The organism is Allochromatium humboldtianum, assembly GCF_013385175.1.
In the GTDB taxonomy this organism is placed as follows: Bacteria; Pseudomonadota; Gammaproteobacteria; order Chromatiales; family Chromatiaceae; genus Thermochromatium; species Thermochromatium humboldtianum.
In genome coordinates this window covers 215,683-238,022 of the sequence record NZ_JABZEO010000002.1, presented here as the reverse complement: position 1 = coordinate 238,022, position 22,340 = coordinate 215,683, and the positions used below count along the sequence as shown (strand labels likewise).

Sequence of the window (22,340 nt, the reverse complement as noted above, 5' to 3'; positions counted from 1 at the left end):
GCGAGAAAGGGCAAACGGGTTGATTTTGCTCAGATGGCGTCATGTGCGGATATCGTCTCTTGTGCCCAGCGATACAAAACCTCGACCATATTGGCGGCTTCCGTCTCGTTCACCCATTCTCGTTGTGAGCTTTCATAACGGAAGACGACCGCGTAGGGATTGAGCTGTCTGAGACGAGGTGTCGGAACCGGAACGCTCAGACCTCCGGCCTCGGCCAATTCCACGAGATATTCCAAGTCATCAGTTCCTCCGCGAGAAACCCCGTCCTTCAGGGCGGGGAGGGATAGCGGCTACGACCGTGCAGCCGCCGGAAACAGGTGCAGGCTTTCCACCTGCCGGGCCGTGAGGCTCTGCCCGTAAGGGCCTGGTGACGGTGCAGCGTCTCACGACGCCACACGCTCCCCTCGCCAATGTGTGCCACCGGCTCCCGCTTGCGCGGCGATCAAGACCTTCGACGCTTTACCTTTCGCCTGCATGATCCTGACCTTTCAGAGCGGCGGACTGAGGAAGCATCCGCCGGTGAGTCTTGGCGACCTGTGGCACACGTAGCCCCTTTCGACCCTCCTGGTCAGGCGGGCTGAGGCTGGTCAACCCAGCTTGCTCTCACAAGCTCCGCCCTTCAGGGCGGGGTAGTTGACGCGTTCGGACAACGGTGATCGAACTGAGCACCATCATGGCTTTGATGAATTTATCACAGGCTTGTTGAGCGAGAAAACCCAGGGTTTCGTGCGGAGCCTGGCCTGTTTGCTGCAATAATTGAAAAGAGATCCGATCGCGCTCGCCGGCCGTGATCAACTGTTTAGCCTCTTCAAGCAACGCGCTCATACATCACCTTTCCCATGCGTGCGGCATCGTAAGCGGGGGATGTCTGCCAGTCGCGGCGGCGCTCGAATTCCTGCTGATCATATAACAACAAATCGACGCCGATACCGATCTGGCCGATAGCGCCACGCAAGCGACTATATTCTTCGGCCGGTGATGGGATCTCTGTCTCGATGAGCAAGACATCGAGATCTGAATCGTCTCTTGGATTACCCCTGGCATAGGAGCCGAACAAAATGACTTTGAGCGGTGAATGTGCGGCTTGCACAAGTCTGTGCACCGCTGATTCGATGGTTTGCTGACTAACCATGGCTCTGCTCCAGACATTCCAGGAGTATCAAGACTCGCAGCCGAACCCCATCCGGTACTTGATCCGGAATTTGCATAATGTGCTGCTGTGCGATGGCTTCAAATTCGATCGCTTGCATGATGAATGGCTACCTCGGGAGTGAATCAGCCCGGCGTGAAGAACCGCCGTGCCCAATCGGTCTCGCTCTGGCTGGCGCTGGCGGCGTCGATGGGGGCGTGGGTGGTCTGGACAGCGGCCAGGCCCTCTTCGCTGACGCCGAGCACGCGCGCGATCTTGCGCACATAGCCTTGGGTCTCTTTGTAGGGCGGCACGCCGCCATGCCGGCGCACGGCCTGTTCGCCGGCGTTGTAGCCGGCCAGGGCCAGACGCAGGTCGCCGTTGAAGTGGTCGAGCAGCCAGCGCAGATAGGCCATGCCGCCGTCGATGTTCTGACGTGCGTCCCAGGGGTCGGCGACGCCGAAGCGGCGTGCGGTGTCGGGGATGAGTTGCATCAGGCCCTGGGCCTGTTTGTGGGATTGGGCCTTGGGGTTGAAGTTGGATTCGACCTGGATGACGGCGAGGACGACGTCGGGGTTGAGTCGATGGCGTGGGGCGAGGGTTCGGACCAGGCGTTCGATCTCGCGGCGGTCGGGGGTGTCGAGTGCGAGTCTGGGGATGGGGGCGGCGGTTGGTTTGGGTTTGGGCGCTTTGGCGGGCTTGGTCGGGCGGGCGGATGGCAGGGTGCGGGCGACCATGTGTTCGCGGGTGACGCAGTCGGGGTCGGCGGGGAAGCTGGTCGTGCTGAGATCCCAGTCCTTGAGCCGGGTCTTGGCGGCGCTGTATTGGCCGGCGGCGGCTTTCAGCAGCCAGGCGGCGGCCAGGACTTCGTCACGTTTTCCGAGCAGGGTGCGTGCATAGATGTCACCCAAACGATACTGTGCCTCGGCGTTGCCGAGTCGGGCGGCGGCGCAATAGAACTGGACGGCACGGTCGATGTTCTGGGTGGCGCGCACGCCGTGGAAGTGGCGCTGACCCCAGTCGAGCAGGACGGCGGGGTTGTTGGAGTTCAGAGGATCGTCTGAAGTGCTTGCACTTGAGGATGTGGCGAGCACGGCCATAGGCAAGCCGAATAGGGCGATCCCAATGCAAATCAAGCTTATAGCCCGCTCGAACACTCGCGTCTTATTTTGGTGGCATCGCCGGAACGTTCGTGTGGGAGGGAAAATTGCCACAAGCTGTCCTCCAGCTCCATCGGATATCTTGTGGGGGTATGATACACGCTTTCCAGTAACCCAACAGCCAGAGCGTATGGCTTCCGATCTGGCCCGACTCTGCCATATCGAGCCGGCAGCACCCTTACGGCACCGTTGCATCCCTAGCCTTCGAAGCCGAATCTATCTGGAGCTGAAGTCGTGATCAAGGGTTTGAAAACAGGCGAATGGGTCACAACCAGTCGCCTTCGGGTCTATCCAAGGCTATTTCTAGCCGTATTCGTGGCGATCGCGCTAATAGTCGTCGTTTTTCGCACTGGCACGCTGGACGCGGCAAGGAAACCCTTGGGGACGGATTTTCTGAGCTTCTGGTCCGCGTCCAATCTACTCTGGCAGGGTCGGCCCGAAGCCGCTTACGACCACAGCGCCCTGATGGCCATCGAACAATCCGTTGCGGGTCCGGATGCTCCTCTTTACACCTGGCTCTATCCCCCGATGGCTTTCCTGGTCGTCGCACCGCTTGCGATGCTGTCCTATCTGCCGTCGTTACTCGCTTGGTCGACCCTGACCTGGCTTGGTTATCTGACTGCCCTGTGGCGTCTCTTGCCGGACCGGCGGGCACTCCTGGCGATGCTGGCTTTCCCGGCGGCGTTCATCAACTTAGGACATGGCCAAAATGGGTTTTTATCCGCTGCGTTGCTGGGCTGGGGACTCATGCTGGTACCCAAACGCCCTTGGCTGGGCGGGGTGCTTCTGGGGCTTTTGGTCTATAAACCGCAGCTTGGGCTGCTCTTGCCGCTCGCCTTGGCCGCCGCCGGCTACTGGCGAGCGATCCTCAGCGCCACTTTGACTGTAATGACATCAGCCATGCTGACTTGGATGCTTTGGGGGACCGAGGTTTGGTCAGCGTTTTTGGCTAAATCCGGCTATTCGCTGCAAATGCTCCAGGAGGGACTCGTCCCCTGGCATAAGATGATCAGTACCTTTGCAGCGGCACGCCTGTTGGGGGCATCCGTTTATACCGCCTGGATGTTTCAGATCGCGGTTGGTTCGATTGTCGCTTTGGCGGTCTGGTGGATCTGGCGTGGCGGTGCTCCGTATTTGGTGAAGATAGCGGTTTTGGCGACGGGCACCCTGTTGGTCGCTCCCCTGGCGCTCGATTATGATGCAACCGTGCTTGGGCTTGCCTTGGCGGCGCTCGTCGCCGATGGATTGCAGCGCGGCTTCCTGAGCTGGGAAATCAGTATTTTGGCGTTTGCTTGGCTGACACCATTTGCTTGGCGCCCATTGACGGAGATGACAGATATCCCGTTCGGATGGATGACTGTCCTGCTGCTGGTATGGACAGGGATGCGTCGAAGTACAGGCTAATGGTTTCTTTCAAATTGTTTTACTGTGAAGCGTCATCCAGACAAGCGCCAAAAATGGGAGTATAAAAATCGGAAAATCAAGTTCGCTCCTCCAGGAAATAGCCAGGCTGCAACCAATCCAAAGAGCGGCGAGGATCAGAAAGTCTTTCCCACAACTCGGCTTCAGTTTCGCCATGAAAAAAAACACAGCCAATCCGAAGTCATAAAATAGTGTCTGCGGAGAAAAAAGAAGTATAAAGTAAGGGGTCAGAAAAAATCGCCGATCATCTTTTTTCAGATAAAAAGAAGTCAGAAGCAAGCCTATCGCAGACAGCCAGTAGCCCCAAACGACTCCAACCGTTCCGTCTCCCAACACATGGTTTGAAATCCAGCGACTCAAACCGGCTAACGAGATCATATTGAAGCCGTTGATTTCAAAATTGATATCGCCAAAAGTGAGGTGTACTGTCAATAACGGACACGTCCACTCCAGTTATCCGACCTGTTCGTAATAACGCTGCTCGAACACGGCCGGAGCCAAATAGCCAAGGCGCGAGTGGCGCCGTTGGCGGTTATAGAAGATCTCGATGTACTCCTGAACCACGCCCTGGGCTTCGCGGCGTGTGGCAAAGCGGTGGTGGTGAACCAACTCATTTTTCAGGCTGCCCCAGAAGCTTTCCATCGGCGCATTGTCGTAGCAGTTACCGCGCCGCGACATGGATGCCCGCAATCCGAACTGTGCGACCAGGCTCCGGTAGTCGTGGGCGCAGTACTGGCTGCCACGATCGGAGTGATGAATCAGCCCGGGTGACGGTCGTTTGCGCTGTATCGCTCGGCGTAGCGCTGTGGCGGTGAGATCCTGGGTCATGCGCGGGCCCATGGCATAGCCGACGATTTCGCAGGTATACACATCCTTCACGCCCGCCAGATACAGCCATCCTTCGCCGGTCGGGATGTAGGTGATATCCGTGACCCACACCTGATTGGGCGCGTCCGGCCTGAACTCCTGGTCGAGTCGATTCTCGGCGACTGGCAACGTATGATTGGAGTTCGTGGTCGCCTTGAAACGGCGTGCCTGCTTACACTTCAGCCCCATCTCGCGACGCAGTCGGGCAATACGATCGCGCCCGGCGACAACCCCCTCTGCGGCCAGTTCAGGCTGCAACCGCCGCGCCCCGTAGGTCTCACGGGTGCGTTGATGGGCGGCTCGCACGGCCACCCTCAGGCGCTCATCCTCGCGTTGACGCCGCGATGGTCCTCGCCTGAGCCACGCATAAAACCCGCTCCGTGACACCTCCAACAGCCGACACATCAGGGGCATGGGATACAGGCCTCGCCAAGCCTTCATGAACGCGTACTTTGCAGCGACTCCTTGGCAAAGTACGCCGTCGCTTTTTTTAACACGTCGCGTTCCATCCGGGCCTCGGCCAACTCTCGGCGTAGACGAGCGATTTCATGTTCCAATTCCCCAACTGACCGACTCCCTGGGGCAGCGCCCCCGGCTCCCGCTGGAGCTGTCTTGGCCGCCGCTATCCAGTTTCCCAAAGTGCCTTTCGGGATCGATAGCCGCCTGGCCGCCGCTGGCTGGGACAGCCCTTGTTCCAACACCAATTTCACGGCCTCGGCCCGAAATTCCGCCGAGTAGCTCTGATTCTTGCTCATTCGGTACCTCCGCTCGGTACTCTATCCCAAGTGGAAGTGTCCGTTGTTTCCAGGCTACCTCAGCTCGACCACGGCGGCATCTGGTTGCTGGAGCTGAACAAATTCCACGCCGACGCCGTCCAAACCGAGCAGGATCGCTGGCTGAAATTCTTCACCGAAGGCGAACGACTCGACCCCGGCGCCCTGCCGACCTGGATGCACACCGACGAGATGAAGCAAGCCATGAGCACCCTGAAAGCCTTCTCCGACAAAGACCGCGCCTATCACGCCTACCAGGCTCGCCAGAACTACCTGCGCGAGCAACGCGGCATCCAGCGCCATCTGGATGAGCTGAAGACCGAAACCGAACAGCAACGGGCCGCCCTGGAACAGGCGCGGGCCGAAAAGGAACAGGCGCAGGCCGAGAAGGAACAGGAACGGGCCGCGAAGGAACAGGAACGGGCCGCGAAGGAACAGGAACGGGCCGCGAAGGAGCAGGCGCAGACTCGGGCGGAACAGGAACGGGCTGCAAAAGAAGCGGCCTTGGCCGAAATCGCACGCCTCAAAGCACAACTGCAAGATCAGACCCGCACCCACTGATCGCCCAACGGTTAACGCCCGGCAGAATGCGCCGTGAAAACAGGGACGGACCATATAACGGATTGTCAGGCCGCCCTGATCCTGACTAGACTCCCACCATGAGCCATCCCATCGACCCCAAGATCGACTGCGTCTTCAAGGCCTTGCTCGGCTCGGAGTCCAACCGCGCCCTGCTGATCCACTTCCTCAACGCCATCCTCGGCCCGGCCCTCCCCGCCCCCATCACCGAGGTTGAGATCCTCAACCCCTACAACGACAAAGAATTCCTCGACGACAAACTCAGCATCGTCGACGTCAAGGCGCGCGACCAGCGCGGAAGCCTGCACCAGATCGAAATCCAACTGCTCGCCAACCGCGACCTGCTCGCGCGCATCCTCTACACCTGGGCCGACCTCTACAGCAGCCAACTCCACAGCGGCGAAGACTACAGCACCCTCAAACCCACCTACGCCATCTGGCTGCTGGGCGAAGACCTGCTGCCCAAGGAGCGCCCCGAGTTCGTCCACGACTTCCGCCTGCGCGACGGCGCCGGACGCCTGCTGCTCGACCACGGCGGCATCTGGCTGCTGGAGCTGAACAAATTCCACGCCGACGCCGTCCAAACCGAGCAGGATCGCTGGCTGAAATTCTTCACCGAAGGCGAACGACTCGACCCCGGCGCCCTGCCGACCTGGATGCACACCGACGAGATGAGGCAAGCCATGAGCACCCTGAAAGCCTTCTCCGACAAAGACCGCGCTTATCACGCCTACCAAGCCCGTCAGAACTACCTGCGCGAGCAACGCGGCATCCAGCGCCACCTGGATGAGCTGAAGACCGAAACCGAACAGCAACGGGCCGCCTTGGAACAGGCACGGGCCGAAAAGGAACAGGTGCAGGCCGAGAAGGAACAGGAACGGGCCGCGAAGGAACAGGCGCAGACTCGGGCGGAACAGGAACGAGCCGCGAAGGAACAGGAACGGGCCGAGAAAGAAGCGGCTCTGGCCGAAATCGCGCGCCTCAAAGCACAACTGCAAGACCAGACCCGCACCCACTGATCGCTGTGCTGCTTCAGTCGCCTTTGTAACGACACTCGCCTATGCTTGGCCATAGGCCAGCACACCTGCGGTTGAAAAAATCATGCCCTGATCCGCAAGCCACAGGAACGATGGCAAATATCGCCTTGCCTGGTCTTCCATTCTTGATTACGAATGCAGTAACTGTTGCGTGTCGCGGGACAAATTTGACTTGTCCGGACATCATCCGGACGCCTATGATGGGAGTCATTTCAGAACATAGGAGTTTCCATGGGCACCTTGAACCTCTCCAAATCCGAACGGATCGATGTCCGCGCCAGCAGCGCTGTCAAGCAGCTGCTGCAGGAAGCCGCGCGCTCTTGCCACAAAAACGTCAGCGAATTCCTGCTGGATGCTGGGGTGATCGCCGCCAACCAGGCACTGTCAGATCGTCGTCGCTTTGAGCTGAGCGATGACCAGTGGCAGGCCTTTCAGCAAGCACTGGATCGCCCCGTGCAAGCCAAGCCGCGCCTGAAGAAACTGCTCAGTGAACCCGGAGTTCTGGGTTGAGTGCAGCGTATGAACTGGTCCGCAAGCTCGCGCCTGCGGATTCGACGGAAGGCTTCGACTGCGGGCAACCGCCGCTTAACCAGTTCCTGCAACGCTACGCGCTCGTCAACCAGAAGGCCAATAGCGCCCAGACATACGTGTGCTGCCTGAGCGGCGAGGTCGTGGGCTTCTACAGTCTGGCGGTCGGAAGTGTTGATCCGGAGGACGCTCCAGTACGCGTCATGAAGGGCTTGGCCCGGCATCCGGCGCCGGTCATGATTCTGGCACGGCTGGCTGTGGATCGTGATCACCAGGGACAAGGCCTGGGCAAGGCGCTGCTCAAGGACGCGCTGCTGCGCACCGCACAGGCTGCTGACATTGCGGGCATTCGTTGCCTGCTGGTTCATGCCAAGGATGAGGCAGCGCGGCAGTGGTACGAGTCTTGGGAATTCGAGCCTAGCCCGACCGATCCCTACCACCTGTTCTTGATGCTCAAGGATCTCAAGGCGTTACTGGAGGGGTGAAGTTGGGGGCTGCTGGAGTTGAACAAATTCCACGCCGACGCCGTCCAAACCGAGCAGGATCGCTGGCTGAAATTCTTCACCGAAGGCGAACGGCAACCAGACGGCGACGAAACGCCGGAAAAGAAAAAGGGGCTACCAAGTGATATTGGTAACCCCTTTCTTTTATTGGCTCCCTGGGACGGGCTCGAACCGCCGACCTAGTGATTAACAGTCACCCGCTCTACCGACTGAGCTACCAGGGAATGTCATGAGCCGCGCATGATACGGCCCTACCCGACCTGCGTCAAGCGTTTTTTACCGCCTGCTCGATCCGATCCAGCGCCCGCTCCAGCGTCTCGCGACTGGTCGCGATCGACAGCCGCAGATAGCCGCCCAACCCGAACGCCGACCCCGGCACCACTGCCACGCCCGCCTTCTCGATCAGATACTCGCCCAGCTCCAGATCGTTGTTCACCCCATCCAGACCCTCGATCAGCTTCTGCACCTTCGGAAACACATAGAACGTCCCATCGGTCGGCAGACACTCGATGCCCGGAATCTGGTTGAGCCGCTCGACCACGAAATCGTGCCGCTCCATGAACGCCTTGAGCATCACCCCGATGCACTCCTGCGGCCCGTCCAGCGCCGCCTGCGCCGCCACCTGCGAGATCGACGTCGGATTGGACGTACTCTGCGACTGGATCGTATTCATCGCCTTGATGATGTGCGCCGGTCCAGCCGCATAGCCGATCCGCCAGCCCGTCATCGAATACGCCTTCGACACCCCGTTCAGCACCAGCGTGCGCGGCGCCAGATCCGGACAGGCATTCAGAATGTTCACAAAGGGCGCCGAACTCCAACGGATATGCTCATACATATCGTCGGTCGCGATGATCACCTTCGGGAAATCGCGCAACACCTCGCCGAGCGCCTCCAGCTCCTCACGGCTGTACGCCATCCCGGTCGGATTGGACGGACTATTGATGACCACCAGCCGCGTCTTCTCGTTCATCGCCCCCTTGAGCTGGGCCGGGGTGATCTTGAACGACTGCGCCGCCCCTGCCTGCACGAACACAGGCGCGCCGCCGGCCAACAGCACCATGTCCGGATAGGACACCCAATAGGGCGCCGGAATCACCACCTCGTCACCCGGATCGAGCAGCGCCTGCGCCAGATTGAAGAAACTCTGCTTGCCGCCGCACGAGACCAGGATCTGATTCGGCGCATAGTCCAGCCCGTTCTCGCGCTGGAACTTGGCGATGATGGCGCGCTTGAGATCCGGCGTGCCGTCGACGGCGGTGTACTTGGTGAAGCCGGACTCGATGGCGCGGACGGCAGCGGCCTTGATGTGCTCGGGGGTATCGAAGTCCGGCTCCCCGACGCCGAGACCGATCACATCCCGGCCCTCGGCACGGAGCGCGGCGGCGCGGGCGGTGATGGCAAGGGTCGCGGACGGCTTGACGGCCTGGACGCGGGCAGCGAGCTTGGTGGTCATGGACGAAAGTACCTGGATGGCCCTGATGGCTGGATTCGTGGTTGGAGGCCCACAATAATAGCGAATCGTCCGCTGTCCGACACTCGAATCGAACGTCTCTCCCCTACCCGCGTCCGTCGTGCGCGTCCCCGAGGTTTCCCGGCATGTCCAACCCCTCCAGTCCCGCCTTCGAACTCGTCAGTCCCTTCGCCCCGGCCGGCGACCAGCCCGAAGCCATCCGCCGTCTGGTCGCGGGCCTGAACGACGGCGAGGCCGGTCTGACCCTGCTCGGTGTCACGGGATCAGGCAAGACATTTTCAATAGCCAACGTCATCGCCCAGGTGCAGCGTCCGGCGCTCATCCTCGCGCCCAACAAGACGCTCGCCGCCCAGCTCTATGGCGAGATGCGCGAGTTCTTCCCGCGCAACGCTGTGGAGTATTTCGTCTCCTATTACGACTACTACCAGCCCGAAGCCTATGTCCCGGCGACCGACACCTATATCGAGAAGGACGCCGCGATCAACGAGCACATCGAGCAGATGCGTCTGTCGGCGACCAAGGCACTGCTGGAGCGGCGCGACGTCATCATCGTCGCCACCGTCTCCTCCATCTATGGTCTGGGCGATCCCGAGGCCTATCTGAAGATGGTGCTGATCCTCAAGCGCGGCGAGCGCATCGACCAGCGCGCCATCCTGCGCCGGCTCGCCGAGCTGCAATACACCCGCAACGAGATCGAGCTGTCACGCGGCACCTATCGCGTGCGCGGCGACGTGATCGACATCCACCCGGCCGAGTCCGACGACGAGGCGCTGCGCATCGCCCTGTTCGACGACGAGATCGAGACGCTGTCGCTGTTCGATCCGCTCACCGGGGAGGTGCGGCGGCAGGTCTCGCGCTACACGGTGTTCCCCAAGACCCACTATGCCACCCCGCGTGAGACCATCCTCCAGGCCATCGATCTCATCAAGCCGGAACTCAAGGAGCGACTCGACTGGCTGCGCGCCAACGACAAGCTGGTCGAGGCCCAGCGACTCGAACAGCGCACCCGGTTCGATCTGGAGATGATGCTGGAGGTCGGCTACTGCCAGGGCATCGAGAACTACAGCCGCTATCTCTCCGGGCGTCAGCCGGGCGAGCCGCCACCGACCTTGTATGACTATCTGCCGCCCGATGCGATCCTCGTCATCGACGAGAGCCATGTCACCGTGCCCCAGCTCGGCGGCATGTATCGCGGCGACCGCTCGCGCAAGGAGAATCTGGTCAACTACGGCTTCCGGCTGCCCTCGGCGCTCGACAACCGCCCGCTCCAGTTCGAGGAGTTCCAGTCACGCCAGCCGCAGACCATCTATGTCTCGGCCACGCCGCGCGCCTTCGAGATCGAGCACTCGGGCGCGGTCATCGAACAGGTGGTGCGCCCGACCGGGCTGGTCGATCCCGAGGTTGAGGTGCGCCCGGCGCTCAGTCAGGTCGACGATCTGCTGTCTGAGATCGGCCCGCGCGTGGCCGCCGACGAACGGGTGCTGGTGACGACGCTCACCAAGCGCATGGCCGAGGATCTGACCGAGTATCTCGACGAGCATGGCGTCAAGGTGCGCTATCTGCATTCGGACATCGACACCGTCGAGCGGGTCGAGATCATCCGCGATCTGCGGCTCGGCGCCTTCGATGTGCTGGTCGGCATCAATCTGCTGCGCGAAGGGCTGGACATGCCCGAGGTGTCGCTGGTGGCGATCCTGGATGCCGACAAGGAGGGCTTTCTGCGCTCGACCGACTCGCTGATCCAGACCATCGGCCGCGCGGCGCGCAACGCCAACGGCAAGGCGATTCTCTATGCCGACCGGATCACCAGCTCGATGCAGCGCGCGATTGAGGAAAGCGAGCGGCGACGTGCCAAACAGATCGCGGCCAACGAAGCTCAGGGCATCACGCCCCAGACCATCCGCAAAGCGGTCGCCGATATTCTGGAGGCCCACACACCCGGCGCGCCGATGAAGGCCCGCGAATATGCCAAGGTCGCCGAGCAGGTGGCCGAGTACGGTCGACTGACGCCCCAGCAGATGGCCAAGCGTCTCAAGACGCTGGAAAAGCAGATGTACCAGCACGCTAAGAATCTGGAGTTCGAGGAGGCGGCGGCGATTCGCGACCAGATCCGCGAGTTGCAGGCGCGAGGACTGGCCGCATGAAGTCGGGACTCGGTTTGGTCGCGCTGTTGATGCTGTGGTGTGGTGTCGCTTTAGCCGACTCAGCAACAGTACTCGGCTATCGGGTGGTAGCGAGCTATCCGCACGATCCGAGCGCCTTCACCCAAGGCTTGATCTTCATCGACGGCAAGCTCTATGAGAGCACCGGCAACTATGGCCGTTCGACCTTGCGCCGGGTCGACTTGGAGACCGGGCGCGTGGAGCAGGAAATCCGGCTAGCCCCCAATCTGTTCGGCGAGGGCCTCACGGATTGGCGCGGACGTCTGGTGCAACTGACCTGGCGCGAACGGCTCGGAATCATCTACGACGCCAAGACCTTCGAGCGACTGGAAACCTTCAGCTATACCGGCGAAGGCTGGGGTCTGACCCAGGATGGACAGCACTGGATCATGAGCGACGGCACGGACGAGCTACGGTTTCTCGATCCCGAGACCCGGAACGTCGTGCGACGGGTGAAGGTCCGCGCCGGTAAGCGCCCAGTGCACAGGCTCAACGAACTGGAATACATCAATGGCGCCATCTGGGCCAACGTCTGGCGCAGTGATCATCTGGTGCGAATCGCACCCGACAGCGGCCAAGTGACAGCCGTGCTCGACCTGACGACGCTCTACCCGGCCAGCGAGCGCGTGAGTTCGGAAGCGGTGTTGAACGGCATCGCCCACGACGCCGCGACCGACCGGCTGTTCGTCACCGGCAAATACTGGCCCCGACTCTACGAGATCCAGGTCGACTGAGCGCAAAAAAGCCAGGCAGAGCGCCTGGCTTCTTTCCCCGACTTAGGTGTCGCGCTTACTTGGCTTCGGACTGAGCCGGAGCGGCGGGAGCGACAGGTGCGCCGTAAGGAGCGCCATAGGGGAAGGCGTAAGGAGCGCCGTAGCCGCCATAGGGGTAGCCATAACCACCGTAGTAGGGATAGCCGTAACCGTAGTAGGGGTTGCCGTAACCATAGCCGCGACCATAACCACGACCATAGCCGCGACCGCCGCCGCTCATGCTCATGTTGAAGTCGCCGTAGCCGTCACCGAAGAAGTCGTCCATCCAGTCGCCGAAGCCATTGCCGTAGCCAGGACCGCCCCAGCCCGGACCCCACCAAGCGGAAGCGGAAGCGGAAGCACCAAGAAGGGCGGCGACGGCAGCAGCGGTAGCAAGCTTTTTCATTAGAAAGTTCTCCAGATCGTTTTGTCGTTGGCAGCAAGCGTGGCCAGCACTGCATCGACCACGGGGAAGAGTGTATATTAGAAAATAATTAAATAAGAAATCTTATTTACCGATCGAATTGATAAAAATCATAGGCAAGACTGATCGAAATGTCCAGCCATTCGTTTCGTGTGGCATTGTTCGAAAAGTGGCCGCGTGATTCAAGACCTTGCAGCCGCCATTCGTCGGTTCACAGCCGCCGCCGGACTTCGGTCAGATCCTCCCAGGCCTTGGCTTTCTGCTCGGGTGAGCGCAGCAGATAGGCGGGATGATAGGTCACGCGCAGCGGGATACGCGCCGGACCATAGTCGAACCACTGTCCACGCAATCGACCGACCGGCGTATCCGTCTTCAGCAGTTGCTGCGCCGAGATCCGCCCCACCGAGAGGATGACCCTGGGTTCGATCAGGGCCACCTGACGGTGCAGATAGGCTTGGCAGGCGAGCGCCTCGTCCGGCTTGGGATCGCGATTGCCGGGCGGACGGCACTTGAGCACGTTGGCGATGTAGACCTGTTCGCGGCTGAAGCCGATGGCCGCCAGCATCCGGTTCAGCAACTGCCCCGCCCGCCCGACGAAGGGTTCTCCCTGGCTGTCCTCGTCGGCGCCCGGCGCCTCGCCGATGATCATCAGATCCGCGCGCCGATCACCGACGCCGAAGACGGTCTTGGTGCGCGTCTCCCAGAGTCGGCAGGCACGGCAGCCGCGCACAGCGGCATCCAGCGCGTCCCAGTCCATGCGCTCGATCGGATTCACCGCTTCGGCCTCGGTGGCGGGCGGATGGCCCATGGCGTCCCATTCATCCAACAGCGCGGGCGAGTAATCCGCCGCCTCGTCCCAATCGGGAAACGGTAGAGGTTCCAAATCCGGTACAGTCCGGGGAACCTCTTTCGTCGGTACGGCTTCAGCCGCACGATGCTCGGCAACAGGCGTGGATTCGACAGTCGCGACGGGTTGCGACGACGCCCTCTCGTCGAGCGCGGGAGCGGACATCGAGGACGGCTCCGGCTCGATGGACTCGACCGGCGTATCGCGCTCGACCGGAGCCGGCATGGCCGCGACCGCCTCGGGCATCGCGACCAGCGGCGCGCGCAATTCCCAGACGCTCACCCCCATGGCCTCCAGATAGGCCAGACGCCGATCCTCGTCCAGCGGCGGACGCTCGACCATCGCGCGCCCCTCAGACATCGGCCGCCTGCGGATGGGCGCGCTCGGCCGGATGCAGGATCTTGTTGCAGGCGTTGATATACGCCTTGGCCGAGGCGACCAGGATGTCGGTGTCCGCACCCTGGCCGTTGACGATGCGACCGCCCTTCTCCAGCCGCACCGTCACCTCGCCCTGGGCATCGGTGCCGCTGGTGATGGCGTTGACCGAGTAGAGCTTGAGCGTGGAGTCGGTCTGGACCAGGCTCTCGATCGCCTTGAAGGTCGCATCGACCGGACCGCCGCCGGTGGCCGTGCCCGAGCGTTCCTCGCCGTCGAGCGCCAGCACCAGGGCCGCGCTCGGGGTCTCGCCAGTCTCGGAGCAGACGCGCATCGAGACCAGCTTGACGCGCTCGTTGGCCGTCTCCAGCGTGGCGTCCGTCACCAGGGCCTGCAAGTCCTCGTCGAAGATCTCGTGCTTCTTGTCGGCGAGATCCTTGAAGCGGGCGAAGGCGGCGTTCAGCTCTTCCTCAGAACCCAGCACCACGCCCAGTTCCTGCAAGCGCGCACGGAAGGCATTGCGGCCCGAGTGCTTGCCGAGCACCATGCGGTTCTCGCTCCAGCCGACGTCCTGGGCGCGCATGATTTCATAGGTCTCGCGATGCTTGAGCACCCCGTCCTGATGGATGCCCGACTCGTGCGCGAAGGCATTGGCCCCGACGACCGCCTTGTTCGGCTGGACCGCGAAGCCGGTGATGCCCGAGACCAGCCGCGAGCAGTTCATGATCTGAGTCGTATCGAGCCGGGTGTCGCAGTCGAACAGATCCTGACGGGTGCGCACCGTCATCACGATCTCTTCCAGCGCCGCGTTGCCCGCACGTTCACCGAGTCCGTTGATGGTGCATTCGACCTGACGCGCCCCGTTGCGCACGGCGGCGAGCGAGTTGGCCACGGCCAGCCCCAGATCGTTGTGACAGTGGACCGAGAAGATCGCCTTGTCCGCGTTCGGAATCCGCGCGCGCAGGGTGGCGATGAGCGAGCCGAACTGATCGGGGATGTTGTAGCCGACCGTATCCGGGATGTTCAGGGTTCGGGCGCCGGCGTCGATCACCGCTTCGAGAATCCGGCACAGGAAATCGATCTCGGAGCGTCCGGCGTCCTCGGGCGAGAACTCGACGTCATCGGTCAGATTGCGCGCGCGCTTGACGGCATAGACGGCCTGCTCCAGCACCTGATCCGGACTCATGCGCAGCTTCTTCTCCATATGAATTGGCGAAGTGGCGATGAAGGTATGGATGCGACCGGCATTGGCGTTCTTGAGCGCCTCGCCCGCACGATCGATGTCGGCATCCAGCGCGCGCGCCAGACCACAGACCCGGCTATCCTTGACCGCCTCGGCCACGGCCTTGACCGCCTCGAAGTCGCCCGGACTGGCGATCGGAAAGCCGGCCTCGATGACATCGACCCGCAGCTTTTCGAGCGCCTTGGCGATGCGCACCTTCTCGTCGCGCGTCATCGAGGCGCCGGGACTCTGCTCGCCGTCGCGCAGCGTGGTATCGAAGATGATCAGATGGTCTTTGGCGCTCATGATGGGGTCTCTGTGATCCGTGATCGGCGTTGGCGTGAATCTGGGGGCTATTCTAGGCGATCGGCAAGAGCCGGCGCTTGAGTCCGGCCCGGTTTGCTGCTAATCCTGCCGCATTCGACGCCTGTGGCCAACCATCATGACGCCCGATCTGCATGATCTCGAACTGCTGCTACGCTCGGACACGCCCATCATCCTGATCGAGTCGATCGAGGAACCGCGCGTGGTCGAGCTCTTCTCGCGCCTGGCACTGCGAATCTCTGAGCCGGGCTTTCGCTGGACGGTCACGGATGGTCTGCGCCGCATCGAGTACGACAGCGAGCCGCAGCGGATGCTGGCCGAGCCGACCGAGGTCTTGCGCCACATTCGGGTCACGCCGCAGCGCGGACTCTATCTGCTGCTCGATTTCCACCCCTATCTGGACACGCCGCTGCATGTCCGGCTGCTGAAGGAGATCGCCCAGGGCTATGGCGGACTGCCGCGCACCCTGGTGCTGCTCAGTCATGCACTGGAAGCGCCGCCTGAACTGCGTCATCTGAGCGCGCGCTTTACCCTGCGTCTCCCCGACCGCAACCGGCTCATGGCGCTGATCCGCGAGGAGGCCAAATCCTGGCAGCAGGTCACAAACCAGGGCGCGGTGCGGGCCACGCGCGAGTCCGTGAATCAGTTGGCGAACAACCTGCTCGGCATCACCGAGTCCGACGCCCGCCGGCTCATCCGCAACGCCATCCGCCGCGATGGCGCCATCACCCAGGACGACGTGGCCGCTGTGCGCCGCGCCAAGTACGAGTTACTGAGTCCGGAGGGCATCATCAGTTTCGAGTACGACACCCGTTCCTTCGCCGACATCGCCGGTCTGTCCAACCTCAAGCGCTGGATCGAGCGCCGGCGCGCGGCCTTTCTCGATCCTGAGCGCCAGCGCGACCATCCGCGCGGCCTGCTGCTGCTCGGCGTGCAGGGCGGCGGCAAGAGTCTGGCGGCCAAGGCGGTGGCCGGTTATTTCGGTGTGCCGCTGCTGCGGCTGGACTTCGGCGCGCTCTACAACAAATACATCGGCGAGACCGAGCGCAATCTGCGCAAAGCGCTGGAGACGGCGGATCTGATGGCGCCCTGCGTGCTCTGGCTCGACGAGATCGAAAAGGGCGTGGCCACCGGCTCGGAGGACGAAGGGGTCGGACGACGGGTATTAGGTACACTCCTGACCTGGATGGCCGAGCGACGTTCGCGCGTCTTCCTGGCGGCCACCGCCAACGACATCCAGCGCCTGCCGCCCGAACTGATCCGCAAGGGACGCCTGGACGAGATCTTCTTCGTCGACCTGCCCACGGCCGAGATCCGGCGCGACATCTTCGCCATCCATCTGCGCCAGCGCGGACTGAATCCAAGCGACTTCGATCTCGATGCCCTGGCCGAGGCCAGCGAGGGCTTCACCGGCGCCGGTATCGAACAGGTCGTGGTCTCCGCGCGTTTCGCCGACAGCACAAGCGAAGCCCCGACGGCCATCACGACCGAAACACTCCTGAACGAACTGGCCAACACCCAGCCGTTGTCGGTGGTCATGGACGCTCAGATCGAGCGGCTGCGCACCTGGGCGCAGGGGCGAACGGTGCCGGCGCATGGCGCGATCGATCCGTCGCGGGCTTGATCGAGCAGACCGACAAACCGTTGCCTGATCGATAGCCGCCCCTATTATCATTGACCTTCGAACCCGATCCAGCACGGCCCTTCCCGTTGAGACCCCTCGATGCAATACAAGGATTACTACAAGACCCTCGGCGTATCGCGCACCGCTTCGCAAGAGGAGATCAAGCGCGCCTATCGCAAGCTGGCGCGCAAGTATCACCCCGACGTCAGCAAGGAACACAACGCCGAGGCGCGCTTCAAGGAGATCAACGAGGCCAATGAGGTGCTGAAGGATCCGGAGAAACGCGCCACCTATGACGCACTCGGCAGCAGCTGGCGCGCGGGCGACGACTTCCGCCCGCCGCCCGGCGCCGGCGGCTGGGGCGACTTCGACTTCAAAACCGGCGGCGCGACGGGCGACTACAGCGACTTCTTCTCCAGCATCTTCGGCCGCGCCTTCCGCTCCGAGGGACGTGGCGCCGGTCGTCAGCGCGGCCAGGATCAGACCATCAAGCTCGCCATCGACCTGGAGGACTCACACCAGGGCGCGACCCGTCAGATCAAGGTCGACCTGCCTGCAACCGGCTCCAGCGTCCAGAGTTCGGCGCGCTCCCGGACGCTCAATGTGCGCATCCCGGCCGGCGTCACCCAGGGGCGTCAGATCCGGCTCGCCGGCCAGGGCCTGCCCGGACGCCACGGCGGACCGGCCGGAGATCTCTATCTGGAGATCGAGTTCAAGCCGCACCGGCTGTTCACTCCCGATGGACGCGATATCCAGTTGCGCCTGCCGGTCGCACCCTGGGAAGCCGCGCTCGGCGCCACGGTTCAGGTGCCGACCCTGGGCGGTTCGGTCAACCTCAAGATCCCGCCCGGCTCGCAGTCGGGACGCAAGCTGCGGCTCAAGGGACGTGGTCTGCCGGGCACGCCGCCGGGCGACGAGATCGTGCAACTGGAGATCGTCATCCCCCCGGCCGAGACCGAGACGGCGCGCGACTTCTACCGGCGCATGGCCGAACAATTGCCGTTCGACCCGCGCGCCCAACTCGGAGTCTGATCCCTGCCCGGTCTCGCTGCGGCACTCACACTTTGAAGCAGGCCAGACTGGCATGCAGATCCTGGGTGAGCACGATCAGATCCTCACGCGCGGTAGCGGTCTGATCACTGGTCGAGGCGGCATGCTCGGCCAGTTGCTGGATCTTGAGCGTATTCTTGTTGATCTCCTCGGTGACGACGCTCTGTTCCTCGGCAGCGCTGGCGATTTGCGTTATCATATCGTTGACGGCCGTCACGGCGCGCGTGATGTCATCGAGCGAACGGCTGGCCTGTTCGGCCTTTTGCAGGGTCGTCTCCACCATGCCCTGACCGCTCTGCATGATGCCGACCATATTGAGGGCACTGGACTGGAGCGCGGCGATCATCGACTCGATCTCACCGGCGGATTGCTGGGTCCGGGACGCGAGATTCCGCACCTCGGCCGCGACCACGGCAAAGCCGCGCCCGCTCTCGCCCGCGCGGGCCGCCTCGATGGCGGCATTCAGCGCCAGTAGATTGGTCTGCTCGGCCACGCCCTTGATGACTTCGAGTACGGCGCCGATGCTCTTGGATTCGGATTCCAGGGCCACGATGGCCTCGGAGGCCCGGGTGACGACCTCTGCCAGGTGGCCGATCGCCACCGAGGCCTCACCCACCACATGCGTTCCTGAACGCACCCCGGCCTCGGCCGCTTGCGTACTGTCGGCCGCGCGCGCGCTATTGCGCGCGATCTCGTTCACGGTCGCCGCCATTTCATGCACGGCCGTGGCGACCATCTGGATCTGGGTCAGTTGTTCCATGATGGCACGGTCGCTTTCACCGGCCACCGTTTTCAGACGCTCGCCCGCCTGAGCGAGCTGCCCGGCCGATGACACGGACTGCCCGATCAGTTGATGCAGCCTGTTGAGAAAGCGGTTGAAGGTTCGCGCCAACTGGCCCGTCTCATCGCGGCTGTCCTCGTCCAGACGCGCCCTGAGATCGCCCTCGCCCTCGGCAATATCCTCCACGCGATCCAGGATGCGCCGGATCGGCCGGACGATCATCGGCGGCAATCCAAAGACCATCGCGCCCATGACGATCAGACAGACCGCCAGCAGGACGAGCGTATCGCGCTGATTAGAGGACACGTCGGTTTCGGTCCGCTGCACGGACTCTTCCGAACTCGTGATGACGAGCGTCTCGATCTGGTCCAGGAGATCCCGCATCGACTCGAAGGCCGCGCGCGATTCGTTCAGAGTGAGGCCGATGGCCGTCGACCGCCCCGCCCGGGTATCGCTCGAACGCGACTCGACCACCTGCCGGCTCAAGGACTCCCAGGTCTGATAGTTCGTCTCGAACGCTTTCAGCTTTTCGGTGATGTCCGGGAGCGAGGCCAGTCGAGAGGACGCGATGGTCGCCGCCGCGCGCGTGATCCGCTCATACGCTTGCTGGACGTTCTCGGCGTGCTGTGCGGCCATCGCCGTATAGTTCTCGGAGCCGACGTCCATGAAAATCAGCGTCCGCTCCGCGACCAGAGCCTGATAGAGATCCCGATCCGCCTGCAAGAGATCGTTGATCACCGGCATATCGGTTCGAACGAGGTCGGCCACTTCCTCTCCCAGGGAATCGATGCGGTACAGGGTGCTCGCGGCGAACAGGAAGAACAGCACAACGACGACGCCCAGCGGCAGGATCAGTTTGTAACGAAAAGCAAGATTCTGAAACCACTTCATGGATAGCACTCCTCCAGCGACCATCACCAGCGGCCGGGCCGACCGCGAGCACCCGCACCCGCTTGGCTAGGGCGCCTCCTGTTCGAGACGATCGAGATCGATCCCGACGGTCAAGGCTCCGATCGCCCGCCCCTCATCCATCACCGGCACCGAGATCTGAACCAGATACGCCTGCGCGCTGCTGTCGAACTCGACCTCGCCCAGATGCACCGCGCCCTGCCCCTGCTTGAAGGATTCGACGAACTTGTCCTCGTCGCCCTGCCAATAGTCCGAGGTCTTGTTGGTCATCGCGACATTGGCGCCCTGACCGTCCATCAGGAACAGCTCCAGGAAATAGGGCTTGGTCTGCTCCAGCCGCTTGAGCTCACGCGCGGGCGCGTTGTCCATGAGCGTCTGCATGAACGGGGTCACGCTGCTGGCGGCCATCCAGTCCGCATCGAGGCGCTGGACATCCTCCAGTGATCGGCCAAGCGCATTTTGTTCACGCACGGCCTCGACGAGGATCGGGTTGGTCCCCCACTCCTGGAGTTGCGGCACGATCCGTTGGGCGGACTCCGGTAACTCTTCGGCGGTCGCCGACAATGACAGGGTCAGAGCTGAAAGCAGCAGGAGGCGCGCAATAGGGCGATGGCGAATCATCGGGAGTCTCCGTTTCAGGTGGCGGTTGCGGAACGGGAAAACGGCTTCCATCCTGCCCGCTAGATTAGGCGGTAAAACGTCCTTGTGCCAGCCAGGACATCAGCGGTCGATACCCCGAAGGTCAGTGCAAGTCCCGGTGAGCGGTGTCTGGCCGTTCATGAAAAGCGCATCGACAGATCGACCGCGCGCACGTCCTTGGTCAGGGCGCCGACCGAGATCCGGTCGACGCCGGTTTCGGCGATGGCACGGATCGTCTCCAGACTGATCCCGCCCGAGGCTTCCAACTGTGCCCGACCGGACGTCACGGCTACGGCGCGTCTCAGGTCGTCGAGCGCGAAGTTGTCGAGCAGGACGATGGGTGCGCCGGAATCGAGCGCGATCTCCAGCTCCTCCAGTGACTCGACCTCGATCTCGACCGGGACGCCCGGATGCAGGGTCCGCGCCGCCTCCAGTGCCGCCGGGATGGAGCCGGCGGCCAGGATGTGGTTCTCCTTGATCAGGATGGCGTCGAACAGACCGAGCCGATGATTGTGGCAACCGCCGCAACGCACGGCATACTTCTGTTGCAGCCTCAGACCTGGGAGTGTCTTGCGCGTGTCGAGCACCCGCACCGGCAGCCCCGCCACGGCATCGGCATAGCGTCGAGCCAGAGTCGCCGTGCCGGAGAGCGTTTGGAGATAGTTCATCGCCGTGCGTTCTGCGGTCAGCAGAACATGCGACCGTCCCTCGATCACGCACAGACGCTGCCCCGGCTCGATGCCCTGGCCATCGCTCGCGTCCCAGTGAATCCGGACGGCGGGATCGAGCAGGCGAAAGACCGTCTCGAACCAGGCGGTACCACAGAGCACGGCCGACTCGCGTGTGACGAGTTCGGCGCGCGCCTCCTGATCGGCCGGCAGGAGTGAAGCGGTCAGATCGCCCGGCCCCACGTCCTCGTCCAGGGCGGCGCGCACCTGGGACTCGATCAGGGCTGGATCGAAGGGGATGGAAAGCTGAGGGACGGCAGAGGTGCGAGACATGGGCGATACCGACGATGACTGGAGTGAGCGAAGTGAAATAGGATAGGACAGCTTACGTGCGCACGGCGCAATAATCCGTCACAAAAACACTCAGTCATCCAGACAACTCAGGTACGCCCTCGACATGGTCGCGATTTCCAACAGCGCTGATTCGTCGTCCGGCTCGGGCATCGATGCCGATGGCTGGCTCGCCGGCGCCGAGCAGCGCCCCTCGCCGAACCAGGACGCCCGCCCGCCCGAGACGACGATCGACCTGCTGGTGATCCACAATATCAGCCTGCCGCCGGGCGAATTCGGGGGCGACTGGATCGACGCGCTCTTTTTCAACCGGCTCGATCCGAACGCACATCCCTATTTCGCGCCCATCGCCTCGGTGCGCGTCTCGGCCCACCTGCTGATCCGGCGCGACGGGCGTCTGATCCAGTACGTTGCCTGTGAGCGCCGGGCCTGGCATGCCGGAGTCTCCAGCTTCCAGGGCCGCGAGCGCTGCAATGACTATTCGATCGGAATCGAGCTGGAGGGAACCGACGAGACCCCCTTCACCGAGGCGCAATATGCGCGCCTCGTCGCCTGCACCCACCAAATCCAGCGGCACTATCCGGCCATCACGGATGCGCGTATCGTCGGACACGCGGACATCGCTCCTGGCCGCAAGACCGATCCTGGCCCGGCCTTCGATTGGTTGCGTTACAGACGTGCCGTCGGCGCCTCGCCATCGGGCACGGAACACCGCTGATCGAATCCAGTCTCTCCAACCG

At 62.6% G+C, this 22,340-nt stretch carries 22 protein-coding genes, 1 tRNA gene and 2 pseudogenes; 11 read left to right on the top strand and 14 right to left on the bottom strand.

The features are described from left to right. Positions 1–29: 29 nt before the first annotated feature. The 4 genes from HW932_RS03640 to HW932_RS03625 all read right to left on the bottom strand — a co-directional run bounded on the left by HW932_RS03640 (position 30) and on the right by HW932_RS03625 (position 2,223). A complete protein-coding gene (locus tag HW932_RS03640) occupies positions 30–236 on the bottom strand; it encodes a hypothetical protein (RefSeq protein ID WP_176975129.1) in 207 nt (68 codons plus the stop codon). Between the two features lie 367 nt (positions 237–603). Then, positions 604–825, bottom strand: a complete 222-nt coding sequence (locus HW932_RS03635; protein WP_176975128.1) for a hypothetical protein — start codon at positions 823–825, stop codon at positions 604–606. Continuing rightward, complete coding sequence (locus HW932_RS03630; protein ID WP_176975127.1) at positions 809–1,132, bottom strand: nucleotidyltransferase domain-containing protein; 324 nt, start codon at positions 1,130–1,132, stop codon at positions 809–811. The genes HW932_RS03635 and HW932_RS03630 overlap by 17 nt, the downstream gene beginning before the upstream one ends. 143 nt (positions 1,133–1,275) lie before the next feature. Continuing rightward, positions 1,276–2,223, bottom strand: a complete 948-nt coding sequence (locus tag HW932_RS03625) for a lytic transglycosylase domain-containing protein (RefSeq protein ID WP_425485089.1) — start codon at positions 2,221–2,223, stop codon at positions 1,276–1,278. Positions 2,224–2,523: 300 nt separating this feature from the next. Between HW932_RS03625 and HW932_RS03620 the strand changes: the two genes are divergently transcribed. Then, positions 2,524–3,693, top strand: a complete 1,170-nt coding sequence (locus HW932_RS03620; RefSeq protein ID WP_176975125.1) for a glycosyltransferase 87 family protein — start codon at positions 2,524–2,526, stop codon at positions 3,691–3,693. 9 nt (positions 3,694–3,702) lie between these two features. On the opposite strand, the gene HW932_RS03615 is transcribed toward HW932_RS03620, so the two are convergent. After that, positions 3,703–4,143, bottom strand: coding sequence for a hypothetical protein (locus tag HW932_RS03615; protein ID WP_176975124.1), 441 nt, complete (start codon positions 4,141–4,143; stop codon positions 3,703–3,705). Positions 4,144–4,164: 21 nt separating this feature from the next. Beyond that, positions 4,165–5,333 (bottom strand): IS3 family transposase gene (locus HW932_RS03610; protein ID WP_425485087.1). Its coding sequence is split into 2 segments (ribosomal slippage): positions 4,165–5,063 and positions 5,063–5,333, totalling 1,170 coding nucleotides; the frame shifts between segments, so codons are not numbered across the junction. Between the two features lie 63 nt (positions 5,334–5,396). Between HW932_RS03610 and HW932_RS21755 the strand changes: the two are divergent. From HW932_RS21755 to HW932_RS22160, 5 genes and pseudogenes are all read left to right on the top strand, one after another. Next, positions 5,397–5,949 (top strand): annotated as a pseudogene (locus HW932_RS21755) (PD-(D/E)XK nuclease family transposase); the annotation flags it as partial. 61 nt (positions 5,950–6,010) lie between these two features. Continuing rightward, on the top strand, positions 6,011–6,949 hold the full coding sequence (locus tag HW932_RS03600; protein ID WP_176975122.1) for an Rpn family recombination-promoting nuclease/putative transposase: 939 nt from the start codon (positions 6,011–6,013) through the stop codon (positions 6,947–6,949). 249 nt (positions 6,950–7,198) lie between these two features. Further along, positions 7,199–7,477, top strand: coding sequence for a type II toxin-antitoxin system TacA family antitoxin (locus HW932_RS03595; RefSeq protein WP_176975121.1), 279 nt, complete (start codon positions 7,199–7,201; stop codon positions 7,475–7,477). Then, entirely contained in the window at positions 7,474–7,980 is a 507-nt protein-coding gene (locus HW932_RS03590) for a GNAT family N-acetyltransferase (RefSeq protein ID WP_176975120.1), read from the top strand. Before HW932_RS03595 ends, HW932_RS03590 begins: the two co-directional genes overlap by 4 nt. A gap of 9 nt (positions 7,981–7,989) precedes the next feature. Next, positions 7,990–8,070 (top strand): annotated as a pseudogene (locus HW932_RS22160) (PD-(D/E)XK nuclease family transposase); the annotation flags it as partial. A gap of 76 nt (positions 8,071–8,146) precedes the next feature. Here the strand turns inward: HW932_RS22160 and HW932_RS03580 are convergent. Together HW932_RS03580 and HW932_RS03575 are read right to left on the bottom strand one after the other, a co-directional pair. Beyond that, positions 8,147–8,222: transfer RNA gene (locus tag HW932_RS03580), tRNA-Asn, on the bottom strand. Between the two features lie 41 nt (positions 8,223–8,263). Further along, positions 8,264–9,454 (bottom strand): pyridoxal phosphate-dependent aminotransferase, encoded by a 1,191-nt coding sequence (locus HW932_RS03575; RefSeq protein WP_176975118.1) that lies wholly within the window; start codon positions 9,452–9,454, stop codon positions 8,264–8,266. A gap of 143 nt (positions 9,455–9,597) precedes the next feature. On the opposite strand from HW932_RS03575, the gene uvrB reads away from it, so the two are divergent. Both uvrB and HW932_RS03565 read left to right on the top strand, forming a co-directional pair. After that, positions 9,598–11,616, top strand: coding sequence for an excinuclease ABC subunit UvrB (gene uvrB, locus HW932_RS03570; protein WP_176975117.1), 2,019 nt, complete (start codon positions 9,598–9,600; stop codon positions 11,614–11,616). Then, positions 11,613–12,368 carry a glutaminyl-peptide cyclotransferase gene (locus HW932_RS03565; protein ID WP_176975116.1) on the top strand — a complete coding sequence of 252 codons (756 nt, stop codon included), beginning with the start codon at positions 11,613–11,615 and terminating at the stop codon, positions 12,366–12,368. The genes uvrB and HW932_RS03565 overlap by 4 nt, the downstream gene beginning before the upstream one ends. A 55-nt stretch (positions 12,369–12,423) precedes the next feature. On the opposite strand, the gene HW932_RS03560 is transcribed toward HW932_RS03565, so the two are convergent. From HW932_RS03560 to HW932_RS03550, 3 genes are all read right to left on the bottom strand, one after another. Continuing rightward, positions 12,424–12,792: a sulfur globule family protein gene (locus HW932_RS03560; RefSeq protein WP_176975115.1), complete on the bottom strand. Its 369-nt coding sequence runs from the start codon at positions 12,790–12,792 to the stop codon at positions 12,424–12,426. A 229-nt stretch (positions 12,793–13,021) separates the two neighbouring features. After that, positions 13,022–14,017 carry a uracil-DNA glycosylase gene (locus HW932_RS03555; RefSeq protein ID WP_246296639.1) on the bottom strand — a complete coding sequence of 332 codons (996 nt, stop codon included), beginning with the start codon at positions 14,015–14,017 and terminating at the stop codon, positions 13,022–13,024. Beyond that, positions 14,010–15,560: a 2-isopropylmalate synthase gene (locus HW932_RS03550; protein WP_176975114.1), complete on the bottom strand. Its 1,551-nt coding sequence runs from the start codon at positions 15,558–15,560 to the stop codon at positions 14,010–14,012. Before HW932_RS03550 ends, HW932_RS03555 begins: the two co-directional genes overlap by 8 nt. A gap of 136 nt (positions 15,561–15,696) precedes the next feature. On the opposite strand from HW932_RS03550, the gene HW932_RS03545 reads away from it, so the two are divergent. Together HW932_RS03545 and HW932_RS03540 are read left to right on the top strand one after the other, a co-directional pair. Beyond that, positions 15,697–17,202, top strand: a complete 1,506-nt coding sequence (locus HW932_RS03545) for an AAA family ATPase (protein ID WP_176975113.1) — start codon at positions 15,697–15,699, stop codon at positions 17,200–17,202. 99 nt (positions 17,203–17,301) lie between these two features. After that, positions 17,302–18,234, top strand: a complete 933-nt coding sequence (locus HW932_RS03540; RefSeq protein ID WP_176975112.1) for a DnaJ C-terminal domain-containing protein — start codon at positions 17,302–17,304, stop codon at positions 18,232–18,234. A gap of 25 nt (positions 18,235–18,259) precedes the next feature. On the opposite strand, the gene HW932_RS03535 is transcribed toward HW932_RS03540, so the two are convergent. The 3 genes from HW932_RS03535 to nadC all read right to left on the bottom strand — a co-directional run bounded on the left by HW932_RS03535 (position 18,260) and on the right by nadC (position 21,582). Continuing rightward, positions 18,260–19,924: a methyl-accepting chemotaxis protein gene (locus tag HW932_RS03535; protein WP_176975111.1), complete on the bottom strand. Its 1,665-nt coding sequence runs from the start codon at positions 19,922–19,924 to the stop codon at positions 18,260–18,262. Positions 19,925–19,990: 66 nt separating this feature from the next. Continuing rightward, complete coding sequence (locus tag HW932_RS03530; protein ID WP_176975110.1) at positions 19,991–20,563, bottom strand: PDC sensor domain-containing protein; 573 nt, start codon at positions 20,561–20,563, stop codon at positions 19,991–19,993. Between the two features lie 155 nt (positions 20,564–20,718). Next, the gene (gene nadC / locus HW932_RS03525) at positions 20,719–21,582 is read right to left on the bottom strand and encodes a carboxylating nicotinate-nucleotide diphosphorylase (protein ID WP_176975109.1); all 864 of its coding nucleotides are present in this window, start codon (positions 21,580–21,582) and stop codon (positions 20,719–20,721) included. 124 nt (positions 21,583–21,706) lie between these two features. On the opposite strand from nadC, the gene ampD reads away from it, so the two are divergent. Beyond that, positions 21,707–22,318: a 1,6-anhydro-N-acetylmuramyl-L-alanine amidase AmpD gene (gene ampD / locus HW932_RS03520; RefSeq protein WP_176975108.1), complete on the top strand. Its 612-nt coding sequence runs from the start codon at positions 21,707–21,709 to the stop codon at positions 22,316–22,318. Positions 22,319–22,340: the final 22 nt, after the last annotated feature.